The following is a 16,648-nucleotide window of genomic DNA, read 5'->3' as shown; positions in this document are numbered from 1 at the left end:
TGGTTCGGTACGGTCTTGGGGGAGAAGGCCGGAATCCGGCCAAAGCCACTTTTTGGTCCAACACCTTACCGGTCACGATTGTTCCGCGCACCGGATCCTCGCACCCCCGCAATGCCTAGGTTCCCTAGATACATGACGGGCTAGGGCGGAGTTGCTAGGGTTTGAGCATGACAACCCGGACCGCTGGCGAAGGAGCGGGGTACTGGTACGGCGGCAGGGCGGAGCCCGGCTCCGTCGACGTGCTCAACGCGCTTCGCGACTACCGGGCGTCCGAGGCGGCCATGCGCCGCCGGACCCGCTCCTCCATGGGTATGGGCGAAACGGACCTGCTGGCCCTGCGCTACCTGCTGCAGGCCCAACAGTCGGGAAAGCCGGGACTTGGGTCCAAGGAGCTGGGCGCGCGGCTGGGCATCTCGTCCGCCTCAATGACAACCCTCATTGACCGGCTGTCCAAGAGCGGCCATGTCGAGCGCCGGCCCCACCCGACGGACCGGCGGGCACTGATTGTGGCAGCGACCGGGGCGTCCAATGAGGAAGTGCGGGAAACACTCGGCGCCATGCATCAGCGCATGATGGCCGCAGCGGCGACGCTCAGCCCGCAGGAAGCGTTGACCGTGATCGAATTCCTGCGCCGCATGAGCGACGCCGTGGATGCCGTCGAGGAGCACGGGGACGGCCGGTGACCCATCCCGGAATGACGATTTGCGCCGGCAAGTCCACCCTTGAAGTCCGCGACGCCATCATCCACCAGCGGTGGACGCCCGGGTCCGAGGTCGATGCCCGCGACGCGGAGGAATCGGTCCGCGCCGTCCGGGCACTCGGCGGCGACACGCCCCGGCCGCTGCTGTTGGAGATGAGCGACGTCAGCATGAGCGCGGCGGCAAGGAACGTCTATGAACATGCCCAAAGCGTGTGTGCCGTTGCGCTCGTGGGGGCCACCCTGGTGGACCGGGTGGTGGCGGCAACCATGCGGCGCCACGACTTCTGCCCGCACGAGTTCTTCACCTCCGCCCAGGATGCCCTGGCGTGGCTGCGGCAGTTCGACGGGCAGCAGTTCGACGGCGGCCGCGGCCACTAAGCGGAGGATCGCGTCGATCTGGCCGAGCGCCTGGCTCATGCCTTCTTCCATGCCCATGGCGGTGAGCCGCTCGAGCTCCGCCAGGCTGTCGAAGCGCGTCGCCACGGTCATGCGGGTGCCTCCGCCCAGTGCTTCCAGGGTCACGGTCGCGTGGCTTGTGGGCATGTCATGAAGTAACGGGATTCGCCGCCCTTGACGGAGTCGTGCACGGTAAAGGTTGCGGGCCAGGTGGGCGGCCCCACCAACGCTCGAGCTGGCGCGGGTCCTCCCAGAGCTGCCACACCTTTCCGACGCCGGCGTCGAACTCGACGACGAAGGTGAGGCTCAGCGCTTCGGTGTCCCGGCTGGAACTGATGACGGTCATGGCGGACCCCTCTCGGTTCGGCTCTTATTCCTCTTCCAGTATGTTTGCGAGCCGTTCCGCGCCGGCGCCAGAACGCCTCGTAGTCATCGAGCAGCCGGCGGGCCTCCGACCGCCGCCTGTCAACGGGGGACCCGCCGCGGATTCGGGGCGGCTGCGCCGCCTCAGCCCAGCAGCGAGTGGGCGCCCAGCCGGTGGAACGAGCGGTCACGATACACCAGCGGGTCGCCGGCTGGCCCCTGTTGCCGTACGTCGAGCACGGCCGCAGCAAGCAAAGTGGACCTGCCGGCGGGGACGCGGTGGAGCACCTCGCACCGCAGCACCCACGGGGCCCCGCGCAGCAGCGGCTCGCCGGTGGGAAGGACCTCCCAGTCCATGGCGGTACCGAAGCGCTCGGCACCGGGGGTAGCGAAGGCCCTGATGACGTCGAGCTGCGCCGAGCCCATGAGGTGGACGAGGACCGTCGGCGCCGTAGCCAGGACGCTGGCCGAACGGGACCCCGAGACGGAGAAGGCGAGCACGTCCGGATCGGCGGACACGGACGCGACGGACGACGCCGTCAAGCCCACAGGGCCGGCAGGTCCTGCGGCGGTGACCACGGCGACGCCGGCGGGGTGGCTTCGGAAAGCGTCCCGGAAGAGCCGCGAAGCCGCCGGAGTCCGCTGATGAGAGGAGATCGTCATGCCTGCGCTTTCGTCGTCTGTCCGCCCGTTCTGCCGGGTCCGCTATTGACGCTAAAACCTCAACCGCTGTTGAGGTCAATTCCGCGGCGGCCGCTCCTCCCCGGGCTCCAGCGCCGGGGCGCCCGTGCGGGTGGCCCCCAGGCGGTCGCCCGGGTTGACGAAGGTGCAGGCGGACAGCGAAAGGCAGCCGCATCCGATGCACCCTTCCAGACGGTCCCGCAAATGCGCCAGCCGTTCCATGCGCGCCTCGATCTCGCCGCGCCACGCGGCCGAAAGCTTCTGCCAGTCCGTCTGGTCCGGAACCCCGTCCCCGGGAAGTTCCTCGAATGCTGTCGCGACGGTGGCGAGCGGTATCCCGGCACGCTGCGCGGCCATGATCACGGCGACACGCCGCAGCACCGAACGGGAAAACCGCCGCTGGTTTCCCGGCGTTCGGCGGCTGTGGATCAGGCCCTGCCGCTCGTAGAAGTGCAGGGCCGAGACCGAAAGCCCGCTGCGCGCGGCCAACTGCCCGACGCTCAGCTCCGAATCATCGCGCACTGAGGGTTACTGCTCCGGCTGTGCGCCGGTCCGGGCCTCCGGCTTCGGGGCGGTCCCGTTCGAGGCACGCCCGTCCGGGGCGGCCCCGTCCGAGGCCGCGGCATCGGGGGCCGGCCGAGCATCCCCGCGGGGACCACGCGGCATCGCCAGGACGGCCACGACCGTCAGGGCGGCGCCCACCAGCACCGCCAGGAACACGGACCCGGAGGCGGAAATGACGGTGTGAGGGTCCGTCCCGCCGTTCGGGACGCGCGCATAGACGGCGTTTGCCACGGCGCCGAAGACGGCGACACCCAGGGCGCTCCCGATCGAACGCGCGAACAGGTTCGTGCCGGTGACCACGCCCCGCTCGTTCCAGTCGACGCTCGACTGGGCCGCGATCAGCGTCGGAGTGGCTACGAGACCCATGCCAAGCCCCACGATGAAGCAGCTCGCCGCCGTCAGCGCAACGTTCGGTGTGGCGGCGGTCAGGGCGAGCACGGCGGCGCCGGCAACGGCAACCGTGATGCCGATGAGGGCAGTCGAGCGGAAACCGATCCGGAGGTAGAGGCGCCCGGACTGGGAGGCGCTGATCGGCCAGCCGATCGTCAGTGCGGCGAGGGCGAGGCCGGCGAGCACCGGGGACACGGAGAGGGATCCCTCGAGGAAGGTTGGCACGTAGGATGTGAGGCCCAGGATGATCGCGCCGACGCCGAATGAGATCAACGCCGTCGTCGCCAGCAGCCGCCGCGACACCACCCACAGCGGCAGCACCGGTTCGGGCGCGCGCCGCTCAGCCAGCGGGAACAGGGCAAAGAGCACGGCGCCGGCGGCGAAGACTGCGATGCTGGCGGGGGAGTTCCATGCCCAGGCCTGGCCGCCCTCGAGCGCGCCCAGGATGACGAGCGTGAGCGAGGCGGTCAGCAGGGAGGATCCGAGGTAGTCGACGCGGTGCCGCGTGCGCTCGATGTTCTCGTGGAAGGTGCGGATGAGCATCCAGGCGGCCAGCAGGCACAACGGGATGTTGACAAGGAAGATCCCGCGCCAGATGCCGAGCGAGGAGAACACCCCGCCCAGCGTCGGTCCGACCACCGAGGAGATAGCCCAGACGCTGGCCAGATAGCCCTGCACCTTGGCGCGCTCGGTGAGCGAGTAGATGTCACCGGCAACGGTGATCGACATGGGCTGTACCGCACCCGCGCCGAGGCCCTGGAGGACGCGGAACGCGATCAGCGCCGGCATGCTCCAGGCCACTCCGCAGAGCACCGACCCGAGCAGGAAGAGGCCGATCCCGGCGAGCAGGATCGGTTTGCGCCCGACCATGTCGGAGAGCTTTGCGTAGACCGGTACCGAGACGGCCTGGGCCAGCATGTAGGCCGAGAAGAGCCACGGGAAGGAGGCGAAGCCGCCCACGTCGCGCACAATCGAGGGGACCGCTGTCGCCACGATGGTGGAGTCGATGGCGACGAGGCCGGTGGTCAGCATGAGGGCGATCAGGATCGGCCCCCGCTGCGAGCGGAAGCCGACGCCGTCGGCATGCGTTGTCATGAGATGGTCTCGATCCGGTCGGGGTTCAAGCGCGCGCAGGCGCGAACCGCTTGTCAGGCTCCGAGAGCGACAACCACGGCAGCGGCCGGATTAGTCCCGGCCTCTTCGGCGACGGCGAGGACGTATCGCCCTGTGCTGCTTCCCCGCGCAATTCGTAACGTTCTCCTGTCACCACTTCGAGAAGGGGTTTTTGATGAAGGCACTCGGGGGCACTGTTCGCGTCAGTCTTCCTTTTCTGATCCTGGCGGCCCTGCTCGCATCCGGCCCGGCCGCCCGGGCGGCGGGGGGTGAATCTACGCCGGGAGTTACGGTGACTGCGCAAAACGCAGGTGGGGTAGGGGATCCCAGCAGTATGCGGCTCACCCTGACGGCCCACAGCGAGTCAAGCGACGTCGTCAGCCCTTCCTGCAGGCCGCAGGACGCGAGCCTGCGATGCGCGGGTTCGCTGGTGCTGCGCCTGCCCGAGTTCGGCGGCATGGCGCTCCGCGGCCTTGAGGTGCACCGCCTCGCCCTCGGCGACATCAGCTGCGGTGGCGATGAGGGGGACGAGTGCGGAGGCGAGGTGGCAACGTCCTCTGAGCCGGGTACGTACCCGGTGCAGGCGCAGGTCAACGGTCTTTCCACAATTACCGAACCAGGTTCCTCAGGGCTGACCCCGGGCGCTCGTGTGCAAGTGAAGATCGCTCTGAGGGACGCCGGGCCGGAGCAGTACATGGACACAGTCGACGTGCAGATTCGCCAGTTCGTGTCCGGCCCGGTGAAGCCCCTCGTCTACGACACCGGCGAACAGGGTGTCCAACAAGTCCAGATCCACGAGCAGGGCCACTAGGACGCGCGATGAACGCCCGGCACCTATCGTCCGGGCATCCCAGAGAAAGAGAAAAGTTATGGCGATCATTCAAAAAGTCCTTGCAGGCATGGCCGGCGTCGCCGCTGCGGCGGCAATGGCCCTGGTTCCGGCCTCCGCCTTCGCGGCCGGGCCCGGCGCCGGGCACGGTGGCGGTGGCGGCGGTGGCGGCGGTGGCGGGGAAACCACGGCGAGCAACAACCTCTCCGTCCCGGCTGTGTTCATCGGCTCGGCCGGGTTCGGCCTCACCGACCCTGCACTCCAGCCCCCCACAGGGACCCCGTCCACCGGCTACGAAATCGACCCGACCGCTTACTACTACGTCCAGGGCAAGAACAAGTGGCAAGCCGAATACACAGTGCAGAGCACCGATACGGCCACGGTGAAATGGGGCGACAATCTTTCCGGCTCCGCATCTCTGAAGGCGGGCCATCCAGTCCGAGTCGAGATGGGCCTGACCTCGGACACCCAGACGTCCATGCTGGGTTACACCGTGGTGAAGCTCCAGCCGAGCCTCCTTGACCGGAACTCCGCCTACGGCACCCTCGCTTCCCCGGACGGCAACGGTGGCTATACGGCGTCTGATCAGGCCATGCCGGCGCGCGTCTGGGTCGCCGGAGCCTCGGTTACTATCACCGGCCCGAACGGAACGGTGACCGCGGGGATGCCCGGGGAGATCAACGCGACAGGTGCGGTTGTCTTCGGCTACAACTGGCGTCCCTCCGAGCCGGGGACTTACCAGCTGAAGTTCCAGGTGCCTGAGGGTACCGTGAGTTTCTCCAACCCTGCTGACGCGGTCAAGACCGTCACAGTCACGTCCGGAGGAGGAGGGGGCAAGCGAGGCTAAGAACGGCTACGGCAGGAGTCCGACGACCACGTACATGGCGGCGGCGCCGGCCACGGTGAGGGTCAGCGCCCCGGACGATGGTCGCTTCGCGTGTGCTTGGGGAAGTACGTCGCTTGCACCGATGTAGAGGAGGAAACCGGCGAACACTCCGAGGTAGATCAGGAGCCCGCTGTCAGGAACGTGTATGAACAGTGTCAAGGCCGCGCCGACCAAAGGTGTGAGCGCGTCCAGCGCCAGGTACTTGAACACTTGCCGGCGGCTGTTGCGGTTGGCGAGGAGCAGGCCGACAGTATTCAAGCCGTCAGCGAAGTCGTGTCCGATGACAGCGAGTGCGACCCCAATGCCGGCCGTGGGGCTGACCTGGAACGCCAGGCCGATCGCGATGCCGTCGGTCAGGCTGTGGCCTGCCAGCGCGAGTGCCGAGGCAACGCCGACCGAGGGGTGTCCGTGGCTATGCACGCCGTACTCGCCTTCGTGTGCACTGTGGATCAGGACAGCTTTTTCAATGATGTGGAAGCCGAGGAAGCCTGCCGCCAACGCGATCATCGGCGCCTGAAAAGGCACCGCGGTCTGCTGGGCCAGTCGGGAGATCTCCGGCAGGAGGTCGAAGGCCACCACGCCCAGGATCAACCCAGCGCTGAAGCCGAGGACCAGGTGAAGCCTGTCCTTGTTCCGCAGGGCGAATAGACCACCTGCAGAAGTGGAAAAGAAGGTGCTGAGCGCCATGAGCAGAGCCATACCCCCGAGGGTACCATTATTGAGAATGGATCGCATGTTGGTGGCCTGCTGGGGGATCTCTGGCACCGCCAGCGCGGGGCTGTGCGTCCAGGAAGGCGGAGGGCCGACCTTGCCGCGTCGCAGCGCGGGGCGGAATCGCCGGAGAGGACTTCGGCGGCCTGCGAATCTGGTTGACGGTTGTACAGAAGAGCAGTATCAGGAGATTGAAGCCGATCACACTGAGAACCAAGCGGTGGTGGCGGCATAAATGTGATTCCGGCCCGGGTCGCTGGTGGCCGCTGCCAGCAGACGGAAAGCCCCCGGCCCGACGAAAACCCCGCTTAAACCTGGTCGACTTTTCGGCGGAGGAACTGATCGAGAACCTGCGACGCAAGACCGCTGGCGGCTTGCTGGAGCCCCATCAGGAGGAGGGGGGCGGTGATGGAGGTGACAGTGATGACCGTCGCCGCCATGGTCTGCAGCACGTTGGCAGTAATCGAGTGCGAACACCGGCACGACCAGGGCGACGAAGCAGGGGGCGATCAGTATCGGGAGGGTGAGGAGTTCGGTACAGGCAAAGCCGCACGGCCCGCCTGGCTTCTCCGCGACGTACGTTCGCTCGCTCGCTTCTTCTCGCGGGCCGCGGCCGGCCGCGCCGGCAGACTCGAGGGCCGTGCCAACTTACCTCCCCCTCGCGCCCTGGCCCGGACCTCCGGTGCGCTTGCCGTTTCTCAAGGCGAAGGCCACCCCTCGTCTGTGCGAATACGTCCCTGTGACCAAACCGAGATAGAAAATGTTCTTCCATGTTTCTTTTCGATCTATTATGATCGTTCCTGTGAGTGATGCACATCACATGCCCTCTTTACAAAGGAGTAAAAATGGTTCCCGATGAAAGCGTCTTTGCTGCCGCCGGCCGTTCCCCCATCGACCGGCGCACGCTGCTGCGGACCCTGGGCCTCGGCGCTGCCGGCATCGCGGCCGCCCCTTGGCTGTCCGCCTGCACCGGCGGCAGCGGCCCGTCCGGCGGCGGCTCCTCGTCGAAGTCCCTCACCTTCGGCTCCAGCGCCTCGGACGAAGTACCCAAGAACGCCTACAAGGCCGTGACCGACGCGTTCACCAAGAAGACCGGCGACACCGTCACTACCAACGTGGTCCCGCACAACGACTTCCAGAACAAGATCAACAGCTACCTGCAGGGCAGCCCGGACGACGCGTTCACCTGGTTCGCCGGCTACCGGATGCGCTACTACGCCACGAAGGGCCTCGTCGCACCCATCGACGACGTCTGGGAGAAGATCGGCGGCAACTACTCCGACGCGATGAAGAAGGCCTCCACCGGCGACGACGGCAAGATGTACTTCGTTCCCAACTACAACTACCCGTGGGGCTTCTTCTACCGCAAGAGCCTATGGGCGCAGAAGGGGTACACCGTCCCGAAGACCTTCGACGAACTGAAGACCCTGGCGGGGAAGATGAAGAACGACGGCCTGATCCCGATCGAATTCTCGGACAAGGACGGCTGGCCCGCGATGGGCACGTTCGACTACATCAACATGCGCCTGAACGGCTACCAGTTCCACCTCGACCTGTGCGCGCACAAGGAAAGCTGGGACCAGAAGAAGGTCAGCGACGTTTTCGACACCTGGAAGGCGCTGCTGCCGTTCCAGAACCCGAACGCGCTGGGCATGACCTGGCAGGACTCCGCCCAGAGCCTGGGCGCGAAGAAGTCAGGCATGTACCTGCTCGGCTCCTTCGTCACCCAGCAGTTCACCGACAAGGCTGTGCTGGCCGACATCGACTTCTTCCCCTTCCCGGCGATCGCCGTCGAGGGCACCGACGCGGTGGAAGCCCCCATCGACGGCCTGATGCTCTCCAAGAAGGGTGGCCAGAACCAGGCCGCAAAGGACTTCCTGGCCTACATGGGCACGGCGGAGGGCCAGGACGTGTACGCCTCGGTCGATCCCTCGAACATCGCGACAGCGAAGGGCGCGGACACCTCGAAGTTCACCCCGTTGAACAAGAAGTGCGCCGACGTGATCGCCAACGCGAAGAGCATCAGCCAGTTCTTTGACCGGGATGCGCTGCCGGCAATGGCCAACAACGTGATGATCCCGGCGCTGCAGAGCTTCATCAAGGACGGCAGCGTCGACGTCAAGAACCTCGAGTCCCAGGCCAAGGCGCTCTACGCCGCCCAGTAACCATGCACGGGACAGCGCGAAAGAAATGACTCCATGAGCTCCTCAACGAAGACATCACTTGCCGGCGCCGCGGCTGCGGCGCCGGCGCCGAACCGGCGGGTCCGCCGCCTTTCCGGGCGGGACAAGCTCGTCCTCGCCGTCATGGTGGCGATTCCCACCCTGATCCAGCTGGTGCTGGTCTGGATCCCCACCCTGCTCTCCATCGGACTGTCCTTCACCCGGTGGAACGGTCTGGACCTGGCTGACATCAAGCCGGCCGGGACCGCGAACTACCAGTACGTGGCACAGGACTACCCGCCGTTCTGGCCCGCCGTCCAGCACAACATCCTCTGGCTGGTGTTCCTGGCCGTCATCGCCACGCCCCTGGGGCTGCTTCTGGCGGTGCTGCTGGACCAGAAGATCAAGGGCAGCAAGATCTACCAGAGCATCTTCTTCACCCCGGTGATGCTCTCCCTGGCCCTGATTGGCATCATCTGGCAGTTGTTCTACAACCGCGACAGCGGGCTCCTGAACTTCCTGCTCGGAACAGCGGGCAAGCCCAACGCCGTCGACTGGTTCGGCGACGCGGGCGTGAACATCTGGGCCGCACTCTTCGCCGCCACCTGGCGGCACGCGGGCTACGTCATGATCCTGTACCTGGCCGGCCTGAAGGGCGTCGATCCGTCCCTGCGGGAAGCCGCGGCGATCGACGGCGCCACCGCCACCCAGACCTTCTTCCGCGTGGTCTTCCCGGCCATGCGCCCCATCAACATCGTCATCATCGTCATCACACTGATCGAGTCCCTGCGGGCCTTCGACATCGTTTACGTGATCAACCGCGGCACCAACGGTCTGGAACTGATCAGCGCCCTGGTCATCCAGAACCTGGTCGGGGAGGGCCAGGTGATCGGCGTAGGCTCCGCGCTCGCGGTGATCCTGCTGGTGATCTCGCTGGTGCCGATCACCTGGTACCTGGCCCGCACCTTCAAGAAGGGAGTGGCGGAATGAGCGCCCCCGCCATCACGAGGCTGGACACCGGCCACGCGGAACCTGTCGGACGCAAGGGGAAGCGCCACTACGGCACGCACATCTTCCTGACCGTGATGGCGGTGATTTGGCTCATCCCGCTGCTGTGGACCCTCTTCACCGCCCTGCGGCCCAAGGCCGACACCGACAAGTACGGCTATTTCAGCTTCCAGGGAAGCTTCGGCTTTGAGAACTTCATCCAGGCCTGGAACCAGGGCGGCTTCTCCCGGTACTTCTGGAACTCCGTGCTGATCACCGTCCCTGCGGTGGTCCTGACCCTGTTCTTCGCCTCGCTGATGGCCTTTGCGGTCAGCCGGTTCAGCTGGAAGTTCAATATCACCCTGCTGATCATGTTCACCGCGGGGAACCTGCTTCCTCCCCAGGTGCTCGCCGCGCCGCTGTTCGAAATGTTCAAGCACTTCAACCTGCCGTACGCGTTGAGCGACTCGGGGAACCTGCTGAACACCTACGTCAGTGTGATCGCCGTCGACACGGCTTTCCAGATCGGTTTCTGCACCTTCGTGCTGTCCAACTACATGAAAGCCCTCTCGTCCGATCTCACGGAGGCGGCCCTGGTGGACGGCGCCGGGGTGTGGACGCAGTTCTGGTCCATCATCCTGCCGCTCTGCCGTCCGGCGCTCGCCGCCATGGCCACGCTGGAAGTCATCTTCATCTACAACGACTTCTTCTGGCCCCTGCTGTTCATCCAAAGCGGGGACCGGCTCCCCGTGACCACTGCCATCAACAACCTGCAGGGCAATTTCCTCTCCAACTACAACCTGATCGCCGCGGGGGCGATGCTCACCGCGATTCCCACCCTGGTCATCTACGTGCTCCTGCAACGGCACTTCGTGGCAGGCCTGACCCTCGGCTCCAGCAAGGGGTGAACTGATGCTTCCGGCCGAGCGGCACGCCGCCATCATCGACACCCTGCGCTCGGAGCGGATCGTGCGCGCGGCGGAGCTGGCCAAGCTCCTGGGCGTCTCAGTCGTCACGGTCCGCCGCGACATCGACGCCCTCGACGAGGCCGGGCTGCTGGAGAAGATCCACGGGGGAGCCAAGCTGCCAGGCAGCGCCGGCACCGACGAGCCGGGCTTCGACCTCAAAGCCACCCAGGCCGAGGAAGAGAAGACCGCCATCGCCCGCGAAGCCTTGTCCCTCGTCCATGACGGCATGGCCGTGGGCCTGAGCGCGGGCACGACCACCTGGGCGCTGGCGAAGCTGCTGGCCCCGGAAGCGCGCATCACGGTGGTCACCAACTCGGTGCGGGTAGCCGGGGTGTTCTGGGCGGCGGGCAGCCGCTCCACCGTGATCCTGACCGGGGGAGAGCGCACGCCGTCGGACGCCCTGGTCGGGCCGGTCGCCACCGCCGCGCTCAGCAAGCTCCATCTTGACCTGCTCTTCCTCGGCGTCCACGGCATGGACCCCGACGCCGGGTTCACCACGCCGAACCTGCTCGAGGCGGAAATGAACAGGGCCTTCATCAAGGCCGCACGCCGGGTGGTGGTGCTCGCCGACCACACCAAGTGGGGAACGGCGGGCATCAGCACCATTGCCGCACTCGACGACGCGGATGAGGTCATCTCCGACGACCGGCTCGGCGCTGAGGCGCAACGGCTGATCAAGGAGAGGGCGGGCAGGCTCCGGCTCGCCCACGACCTGCCCCGCTCAGCCTGAACCTGCACCACTCGAAAGGAAACGCCTCCATGCCCACGGATACCGCCTTGTCCTACGTCGAAGATGTCTCACCGGGCCACGGAGCCCTTCCACCCCGGGCCTTCGCCGCCAGCGATGCGCCGGCGCTCGACCTCAACGGCGACTGGGCGTTCCGGCTCCTCCCCGACCTGGGCGCCGTGACGGCGGGATTCGAGGCGGAGGATTACGACGACGGCGGCTGGGACCGGCTCGCCGTCCCGTCCTGCTGGCAGATGGCGGGGCTGCCGGACCACCCGCGCTACGGGCTGCCGGCGTACACCAACGTCATCTTCCCGTTCCCGGTGGACCCGCCGCACGTGCCGGACGAGAACCCCACCGGCGAGTACCGCCGCCGGTTCGACCTGCCCGCCGGTTGGGAGGGAGCCGGTCGGATCATCGTGCGCTTCGAAGGGGTGGACTCGGCCTACGCCCTGTGGTGCAACGGTGTGCCTGTCGGCGACGCGAAGGGCTCGCGCCTGGTGCACGAATTCGACCTGACCGACGCGGTGCGCCCGGGCGGCAATGTCCTCGCAGTCCGGGTGCACCAGTGGTCAGCCGGAAGCTACCTGGAGGACCAGGACATGTGGTGGGTCTCCGGGATCTTCCGCCCGGTGACCCTCCTGCTGCGTCCCGAGGGCGGCATCGGCGATTTCTTCGTGCACGCCGGCTACGACTACGCCGCCGGGGCCGGGACGCTGTCGGTCGAGACCGTTCCGGGCGCCCTCCTCACCGTGCCTGAGCTGGGCCTGGACGGCGTGGATGCCGGCGGTCCGCACCGGATCGACGGCGTGGAGCCCTGGAGCGCCGAGGTGCCTCGGCTCTACCACGGCACGCTGGCCGCGGGCGGCGAAAGCGTGCCGCTCCGGATCGGGTTCCGCACGGTCGAGATCGAGGACGCCCAGCTGCTGGTCAACGGGGTGCCGGTGCTGTTCCGCGGCGTCAACCGGCATGAGTGGCACCCGCAGACCGGCCGCTCGCTCGACGACGGGACGATCCTGCAGGATGTGCTGCTGATGAAGCAGCACAACATCAATGCCGTCCGCACCAGCCACTACCTGCCGGACCCCCGCTTCCTGGAGCTGTGCGACGAGTACGGCCTCTGGGTCATTGACGAATGTGACCTCGAGACGCACGGCTTCGAGAAGGTCGGCTGGCACCGCAATCCCAGTGATGACCCGCAGTGGCGCCCGGCCTATCTGGACCGGATGCAGCGACTGGTGGAGCGGGACAAGAACCATCCCAGCGTCATCGGCTGGTCCCTGGGCAATGAAAGCGGCAAGGGCTCGAACCTCGCCGCCATGGCGGCCTGGACGAAGGACCGCGACCCGAGCCGCTTCATCCACTACGAAGGGGACTGGGACAGCCCGTACGTGGACGTGTACAGCCGCATGTACGCGGACCACGCCGAGACCGAGCTGATCGGCCAGCAGAAGGAGGATCCGACGTCGGACCCGTCCCACGACGCGCACCGGCGCGGCCTGCCGTTCATGCTCTGCGAGTACGCCCACGCGATGGGCAACGGCCCGGGCGGCCTGGCCGAATACCAGGAACTCTTCGAGACCTACCCGCGGCTGGCCGGCGGGTTCGTCTGGGAATGGCTGGACCACTGCGTGCCGAAGCGGGCAGCGGACGGTCCGAATGCCGGCGAACTGTTCTACGGGTACGGCGGCGACTTCGGTGAACCGGTGCACGACGGGAATTTCATCGCGGACGGGCTCGTCTTCCCCGACCGGACACCCTCGCCGGGGCTGATCGAGTTCAAGAAGGTCATCGAACCGGTCCGGATTTCCGTCACGGAACGGGACCTGGAGATCTCCAACCTCTACGCCGTGCGCGACACCTCCCACCTGCGGTTCGAGTGGGTGCTGGAGGACGACGGCGGGGAAGTGGCCGCGGGGGAGCTGGGCGTGCCCCTGCTGGGCCCGGGCTCCGGCGAGGCACTTCCCCTGCCGGCCGAGGCACGCGCCGCAGCCCCGGCGTCCGGGGCGGAACGCTGGCTGACGGTCCGCGCGCTGCTGGCGGCCGATGAGGCGTGGGCGGCCGCGGGCCACACCGTCGCCTGGGGCCAGGGGCGACTCGGGGCCGCCGCGGTGCAGGAGGGTGCCGGGCAGCCGGCTCCGGAGCCGGGACAAGCGGCGTCACCTGAAGCGACGGCCTCCGGTTGGCGGCTGGGCGAGGCGGAGTTCGACGCCCGCGGCCAGCTCATCCGGCTCGGCGGAACCGACGTCGTCGGGCCGCGCGTGGACCTGTGGCGCGCCACCACCGACAACGACGACCTCGCCTGGGTGAACCCGCCCTCGGCGGCATGGCGCCTGCTGGGCCTGCACCGCCTGCGCCACAAGGTTCTCCAGGCGCACGTCGACGGTGACGCCCTCACGGTGCTCAGCCATGCGATGCCGGCCGGGACCGACCTCGGCTACGAAGCGCGGTTCTCCTGGCGCTGGCGGGACGGGGAGCTGCAGCTCACTGCGGACCTGGCCCCGCTCGGCGTATGGGAGTGCCCGCTGCCGCGGCTGGGGCTGCGGATGGGGCTGCCGACGGCCTTCGACCGGCTCGAATGGTTCGGCCAGGGCCCCGGCGAGGCGTATTCGGACACCCACCTGGCGCAGCGCGTCGGACGGTTCTCGGCGGGAATCGACGAGCTGCAGACCAGCTACGTGCGCCCGCAGGAGAACGGCAGCCGGCGCCAGGTGCGGTGGGCGCAGGTCGGCCGCGGCGACGGTTCCTCCTTGCGCATCACCGGTCCGGCGCCTTTCGACCTGACCCTTCGGCCCTGGACCACGGAGGCGCTGGACGCAGCCCGGCACACGACGGATCTGGTCCCGGACCCGCAGTGGCATTGGCTCAACCTGGACCTGGCCCAGCAGGGCATCGGAACCGGTGCGTGCGGGCCGGTCGAGCTGCCCCGGTACACCCTGGAGGCCCGTCCGGCCAGGCTCGAACTCCGGTTCCGGCTCGGGTGACCTCGCTCCGCCGGCCGGCACGGTGCCCGCCGGGGGCAATTTCACTGGCCGGGGGACGGTCTCAGCGGCCGGTGAGCACCGCGGCGACGGCGTCGAGGGAGCCGGGCACGAGCGAGAAGTAGGCCCAGTTCCCTCGCTTCTCCCGGCTGAGGATGCCCGCGTCGACGAGGATCTTCAGGTGGTGGGAGACTGTCGGCTGGCCCAGCCCGAGCGGCTCGGTGAGGTCGCAGACGCAGGACTCCCCGTTCTCTCCTGCCGCCACCAGGGAGAGCAGGCGGAGACGGGTGGGATCGGCCACGGCCTTGAGCAGATGGGCATGTTTCTGCGCGTCCTCGAAGCTCATCACTTCGCGGGTGACGGGAGCGCAGCAGGCGGCAGCTGCGAGCGGATCGAGCGTTAACGCAGTGGTCATGCATCCATTATGCATCCGGATTGACATTCGTCGATATGCACAGCAATACTCGTCGTATCGACCACCATCAATCCTAACGCTGCCCGCTGCGAAGCCGGCGCAGAGGAGTCCAGTGCGCACCGAAACCCGTCCAGCTCCCGCCGCTGCGGCCGCCGTCACCGGCCGCCTGTCCGCCGCTGACCGCTTCCTGCCGGTCTGGATCATCGCCGCAATGGCGGCAGGTCTTCTGCTGGGCCGCTACGTGCCTGGTCTGGGTGCAGCGCTGGACGCGATGAAGATCGGCAACGTGTCCCTGCCGATCGCCGTTGGCCTGCTGGTGATGATGTACCCGGTGCTGGCCAAGGTCCGCTACAACGAGACCGGACGCGTGATCGGGGACCGCAAGCTCATGCTTACGTCCCTGCTGCTGAACTGGGTCCTCGCTCCCGCGTTCATGTTCGCGCTGGCCTGGATCTTCCTGCCGGACCTGCCCGAGTACCGCACCGGACTGATTATTGTCGGCCTCGCCCGATGCATCGCGATGGTGCTGATCTGGAACGACCTGGCCTGCGGCGACCGGGAAGCAGCCGCCGTCCTGGTGGCGGTCAATTCGGTGTTCCAAGTGCTCGCGTTCGGCGCGCTGGGCTGGTTCTACCTGCAGGTGCTCCCCGGCATGCTGGGGCTCCCGACGACCAGCGCCGCCTTCTCTTTCGGAGCCATCACGGCCAGTGTCCTGGTGTTCCTGGGGATCCCGCTGCTGGCGGGCTTCCTGACAAGGTCCGCAGGGGAGAAGCTGCTGGGCCGGGACGGGTACGAAGCCCGCGTGCTGCCCAAGCTGGGCCCGTGGGCTCTCTACGGGCTGCTGTTCACCATCGCGCTCCTCTTCGCCCTGCAAGGGGGCACCATCACCTCCAGGCCGCTGGATGTCGCCCGGATCGCACTTCCCCTGGCCGTCTACTTCGCCGTTGTCTTCGGCGCAGGCATGCTCTGGGGACGCTCCCTGAACCTCGGTTACGCGAAGACCACCACTCTTGCCTTCACCGCAGCGGGCAACAACTTCGAGCTCGCCATCGCGGTGGCAATCGGCACGTTCGGGGCCGCTTCCGGCCAGGCGCTCGCCGGCGTCGTCGGGCCGCTGATCGAGGTTCCAGCCCTCGTTGCCTTGGTCTACGCCGCGCTGGGGGCACGCCAACGCTTCTTCCCCGCCCCCGACCCCGTACACGTTGAAGGAGAATCCCTATGAGCACCCAATCCCCCGACCCCAAGCCTTCAGTCCTGTTCGTCTGCGTGCACAACGCCGGGCGCTCGCAGATGGCGGCGGCCTACCTGGGTCACCTGGCGCGCGGCCGCATCGAGGTGCGCTCGGCCGGTTCCGAGCCGGCGGACCGGGTGAACCCGGCGGCCGTTGAGGCAATGCAGGAGGAAGGCATCGACATCACGGCCGAAATCCCCAAGATCCTCACCACCGAGGCGGTCAAGGAGTCCGACGTCGTCATTACGATGGGATGCGGCGACACCTGCCCGGTTTTCCCCGGCAAGCGCTACGAGGACTGGGCCCTTGAGGACCCGGCGGGCAAGGGCGTCGACTCGGTCCGGCCTATCCGGGACGAGATCAAGAAGCGCGTTGAAACACTGATTGCCGAGCTGCTGCCGGCCGGAAAGTAGGCACCCATGTCTGAGAAGTTGATCATTGTTGGTTCGGGTCCGGCTGGTTACACGGCGGCGATTTACGCGGCCCGGGCCGGGCTGGAGCCGCTGGTGATTGCCGGGTCGGTGACGGCCGGCGGCGCGTTGAT

18 protein-coding genes and 1 pseudogene are annotated in these 16,648 nt (G+C 67.4%); 12 read left to right on the top strand and 7 right to left on the bottom strand.

Features of this window, described 5'->3' with window-relative positions; genetic code table 11:
- The first annotated feature begins 167 nt into the window (after nucleotides 1–167).
- Both KIH31_RS16565 and KIH31_RS16560 read left to right on the top strand, forming a co-directional pair.
- The gene (locus KIH31_RS16565) at nucleotides 168–683 is read left to right on the top strand and encodes a MarR family winged helix-turn-helix transcriptional regulator (protein WP_214428250.1); all 516 of its coding nucleotides are present in this window, start codon (nucleotides 168–170) and stop codon (nucleotides 681–683) included.
- An 11-nt stretch (nucleotides 684–694) separates the two neighbouring features.
- Nucleotides 695–1,078: an STAS/SEC14 domain-containing protein gene (locus KIH31_RS16560; protein ID WP_214428383.1), complete on the top strand. Its 384-nt coding sequence runs from the start codon at nucleotides 695–697 to the stop codon at nucleotides 1,076–1,078.
- A gap of 3 nt (nucleotides 1,079–1,081) precedes the next feature.
- Here KIH31_RS16560 and KIH31_RS18225 read toward each other — a convergent pair.
- From KIH31_RS18225 to KIH31_RS16540, 4 genes and pseudogenes are all read right to left on the bottom strand, one after another.
- Nucleotides 1,082–1,442: pseudogene (locus KIH31_RS18225) on the bottom strand (SRPBCC domain-containing protein); the annotation flags it as partial.
- Between the two features lie 161 nt (nucleotides 1,443–1,603).
- Nucleotides 1,604–2,122, bottom strand: a complete 519-nt coding sequence (locus KIH31_RS16550) for a flavin reductase family protein (protein WP_214428249.1) — start codon at nucleotides 2,120–2,122, stop codon at nucleotides 1,604–1,606.
- Between the two features lie 75 nt (nucleotides 2,123–2,197).
- Complete coding sequence (gene soxR, locus KIH31_RS16545; RefSeq protein ID WP_214428248.1) at nucleotides 2,198–2,662, bottom strand: redox-sensitive transcriptional activator SoxR; 465 nt, start codon at nucleotides 2,660–2,662, stop codon at nucleotides 2,198–2,200.
- Between the two features lie 6 nt (nucleotides 2,663–2,668).
- On the bottom strand, nucleotides 2,669–4,189 hold the full coding sequence (locus tag KIH31_RS16540) for an MFS transporter (protein WP_214428247.1): 1,521 nt from the start codon (nucleotides 4,187–4,189) through the stop codon (nucleotides 2,669–2,671).
- Nucleotides 4,190–4,541: 352 nt separating this feature from the next.
- Here KIH31_RS16540 and KIH31_RS16535 point away from each other — a divergent pair, with 352 nt between their 5' ends.
- On the top strand, nucleotides 4,542–5,018 hold the full coding sequence (locus KIH31_RS16535; protein ID WP_214428246.1) for a hypothetical protein: 477 nt from the start codon (nucleotides 4,542–4,544) through the stop codon (nucleotides 5,016–5,018).
- Nucleotides 5,019–5,076: 58 nt separating this feature from the next.
- Entirely contained in the window at nucleotides 5,077–5,883 is an 807-nt protein-coding gene (locus KIH31_RS16530; protein WP_214428245.1) for a hypothetical protein, read from the top strand.
- Between the two features lie 6 nt (nucleotides 5,884–5,889).
- On the opposite strand, the gene KIH31_RS16525 is transcribed toward KIH31_RS16530, so the two are convergent.
- Both KIH31_RS16525 and KIH31_RS16520 read right to left on the bottom strand, forming a co-directional pair.
- Entirely contained in the window at nucleotides 5,890–6,621 is a 732-nt protein-coding gene (locus tag KIH31_RS16525) for a ZIP family metal transporter (RefSeq protein WP_214428244.1), read from the bottom strand.
- A gap of 320 nt (nucleotides 6,622–6,941) precedes the next feature.
- A complete protein-coding gene (locus tag KIH31_RS16520) occupies nucleotides 6,942–7,085 on the bottom strand; it encodes a hypothetical protein (protein WP_214428243.1) in 144 nt (47 codons plus the stop codon).
- A 393-nt stretch (nucleotides 7,086–7,478) separates the two neighbouring features.
- On the opposite strand from KIH31_RS16520, the gene KIH31_RS16515 reads away from it, so the two are divergent.
- The 5 genes from KIH31_RS16515 to KIH31_RS16495 are packed head-to-tail and all read left to right on the top strand — an operon-like array spanning nucleotide 7,479 to nucleotide 14,461.
- Nucleotides 7,479–8,798 carry an ABC transporter substrate-binding protein gene (locus tag KIH31_RS16515; RefSeq protein WP_214428242.1) on the top strand — a complete coding sequence of 440 codons (1,320 nt, stop codon included), beginning with the start codon at nucleotides 7,479–7,481 and terminating at the stop codon, nucleotides 8,796–8,798.
- Between the two features lie 33 nt (nucleotides 8,799–8,831).
- Complete coding sequence (locus tag KIH31_RS16510) at nucleotides 8,832–9,785, top strand: carbohydrate ABC transporter permease (protein WP_214428241.1); 954 nt, start codon at nucleotides 8,832–8,834, stop codon at nucleotides 9,783–9,785.
- Nucleotides 9,782–10,690, top strand: a complete 909-nt coding sequence (locus KIH31_RS16505; protein WP_214428240.1) for a carbohydrate ABC transporter permease — start codon at nucleotides 9,782–9,784, stop codon at nucleotides 10,688–10,690. The genes KIH31_RS16510 and KIH31_RS16505 overlap by 4 nt, the downstream gene beginning before the upstream one ends.
- Before the next feature lie 4 nt (nucleotides 10,691–10,694).
- Nucleotides 10,695–11,480: a DeoR/GlpR family DNA-binding transcription regulator gene (locus KIH31_RS16500; RefSeq protein ID WP_214428239.1), complete on the top strand. Its 786-nt coding sequence runs from the start codon at nucleotides 10,695–10,697 to the stop codon at nucleotides 11,478–11,480.
- A 29-nt stretch (nucleotides 11,481–11,509) separates the two neighbouring features.
- The gene (locus tag KIH31_RS16495) at nucleotides 11,510–14,461 is read left to right on the top strand and encodes a glycoside hydrolase family 2 TIM barrel-domain containing protein (RefSeq protein ID WP_214428238.1); all 2,952 of its coding nucleotides are present in this window, start codon (nucleotides 11,510–11,512) and stop codon (nucleotides 14,459–14,461) included.
- A gap of 61 nt (nucleotides 14,462–14,522) precedes the next feature.
- On the opposite strand, the gene KIH31_RS16490 is transcribed toward KIH31_RS16495, so the two are convergent.
- Nucleotides 14,523–14,873, bottom strand: a complete 351-nt coding sequence (locus KIH31_RS16490) for a metalloregulator ArsR/SmtB family transcription factor (protein WP_250546141.1) — start codon at nucleotides 14,871–14,873, stop codon at nucleotides 14,523–14,525.
- A gap of 112 nt (nucleotides 14,874–14,985) precedes the next feature.
- On the opposite strand from KIH31_RS16490, the gene arsB reads away from it, so the two are divergent.
- The 3 genes from arsB to KIH31_RS16475 all read left to right on the top strand — a co-directional run.
- Complete coding sequence (arsB, locus tag KIH31_RS16485; protein WP_307857688.1) at nucleotides 14,986–16,095, top strand: ACR3 family arsenite efflux transporter; 1,110 nt, start codon at nucleotides 14,986–14,988, stop codon at nucleotides 16,093–16,095.
- Nucleotides 16,092–16,517: an arsenate reductase ArsC gene (locus KIH31_RS16480; RefSeq protein WP_214428235.1), complete on the top strand. Its 426-nt coding sequence runs from the start codon at nucleotides 16,092–16,094 to the stop codon at nucleotides 16,515–16,517. The genes arsB and KIH31_RS16480 overlap by 4 nt, the downstream gene beginning before the upstream one ends.
- Before the next feature lie 6 nt (nucleotides 16,518–16,523).
- Nucleotides 16,524–16,648: FAD-dependent oxidoreductase (locus tag KIH31_RS16475; RefSeq protein WP_214428365.1), on the top strand; the 125-nt coding region annotated here is incomplete at its 3' end.

Origin of the sequence: Paenarthrobacter sp. DKR-5 (genome assembly GCF_018531425.1) — a bacterium.
GTDB lineage: Bacteria > Actinomycetota > Actinomycetes > Actinomycetales > Micrococcaceae > DKR-5.
Note: the sequence above shows the minus strand (reverse complement) of the source record. Positions and strands in the feature narration are given on the sequence as shown.

Excerpts from the sequence above, each read along its gene's own strand:
- KIH31_RS16565 (WP_214428250.1), top strand. The coding sequence starts at position 168 with ATGACAACCCGGACCGCTGGCGAAGGAGCGGGGTACTGGTACGGCGGC.
- KIH31_RS16560 (WP_214428383.1), top strand. The coding sequence starts at position 695 with ATGACGATTTGCGCCGGCAAGTCCACCCTTGAAGTCCGCGACGCCATC.
- KIH31_RS16550 (WP_214428249.1), bottom strand. The coding sequence starts at position 2,122 with ATGACGATCTCCTCTCATCAGCGGACTCCGGCGGCTTCGCGGCTCTTC.
- KIH31_RS16540 (WP_214428247.1), bottom strand. The coding sequence starts at position 4,189 with ATGACAACGCATGCCGACGGCGTCGGCTTCCGCTCGCAGCGGGGGCCG.
- KIH31_RS16535 (WP_214428246.1), top strand. The coding sequence starts at position 4,542 with ATGCGGCTCACCCTGACGGCCCACAGCGAGTCAAGCGACGTCGTCAGC.
- KIH31_RS16530 (WP_214428245.1), top strand. The coding sequence starts at position 5,077 with ATGGCGATCATTCAAAAAGTCCTTGCAGGCATGGCCGGCGTCGCCGCT.
- KIH31_RS16525 (WP_214428244.1), bottom strand. The coding sequence starts at position 6,621 with ATGGCTCTGCTCATGGCGCTCAGCACCTTCTTTTCCACTTCTGCAGGT.
- KIH31_RS16515 (WP_214428242.1), top strand. The coding sequence starts at position 7,479 with ATGGTTCCCGATGAAAGCGTCTTTGCTGCCGCCGGCCGTTCCCCCATC.
- KIH31_RS16510 (WP_214428241.1), top strand. The coding sequence starts at position 8,832 with ATGAGCTCCTCAACGAAGACATCACTTGCCGGCGCCGCGGCTGCGGCG.
- KIH31_RS16505 (WP_214428240.1), top strand. The coding sequence starts at position 9,782 with ATGAGCGCCCCCGCCATCACGAGGCTGGACACCGGCCACGCGGAACCT.
- KIH31_RS16500 (WP_214428239.1), top strand. The coding sequence starts at position 10,695 with ATGCTTCCGGCCGAGCGGCACGCCGCCATCATCGACACCCTGCGCTCG.
- KIH31_RS16495 (WP_214428238.1), top strand. The coding sequence starts at position 11,510 with ATGCCCACGGATACCGCCTTGTCCTACGTCGAAGATGTCTCACCGGGC.
- KIH31_RS16490 (WP_250546141.1), bottom strand. The coding sequence starts at position 14,873 with ATGACCACTGCGTTAACGCTCGATCCGCTCGCAGCTGCCGCCTGCTGC.
- KIH31_RS16480 (WP_214428235.1), top strand. The coding sequence starts at position 16,092 with ATGAGCACCCAATCCCCCGACCCCAAGCCTTCAGTCCTGTTCGTCTGC.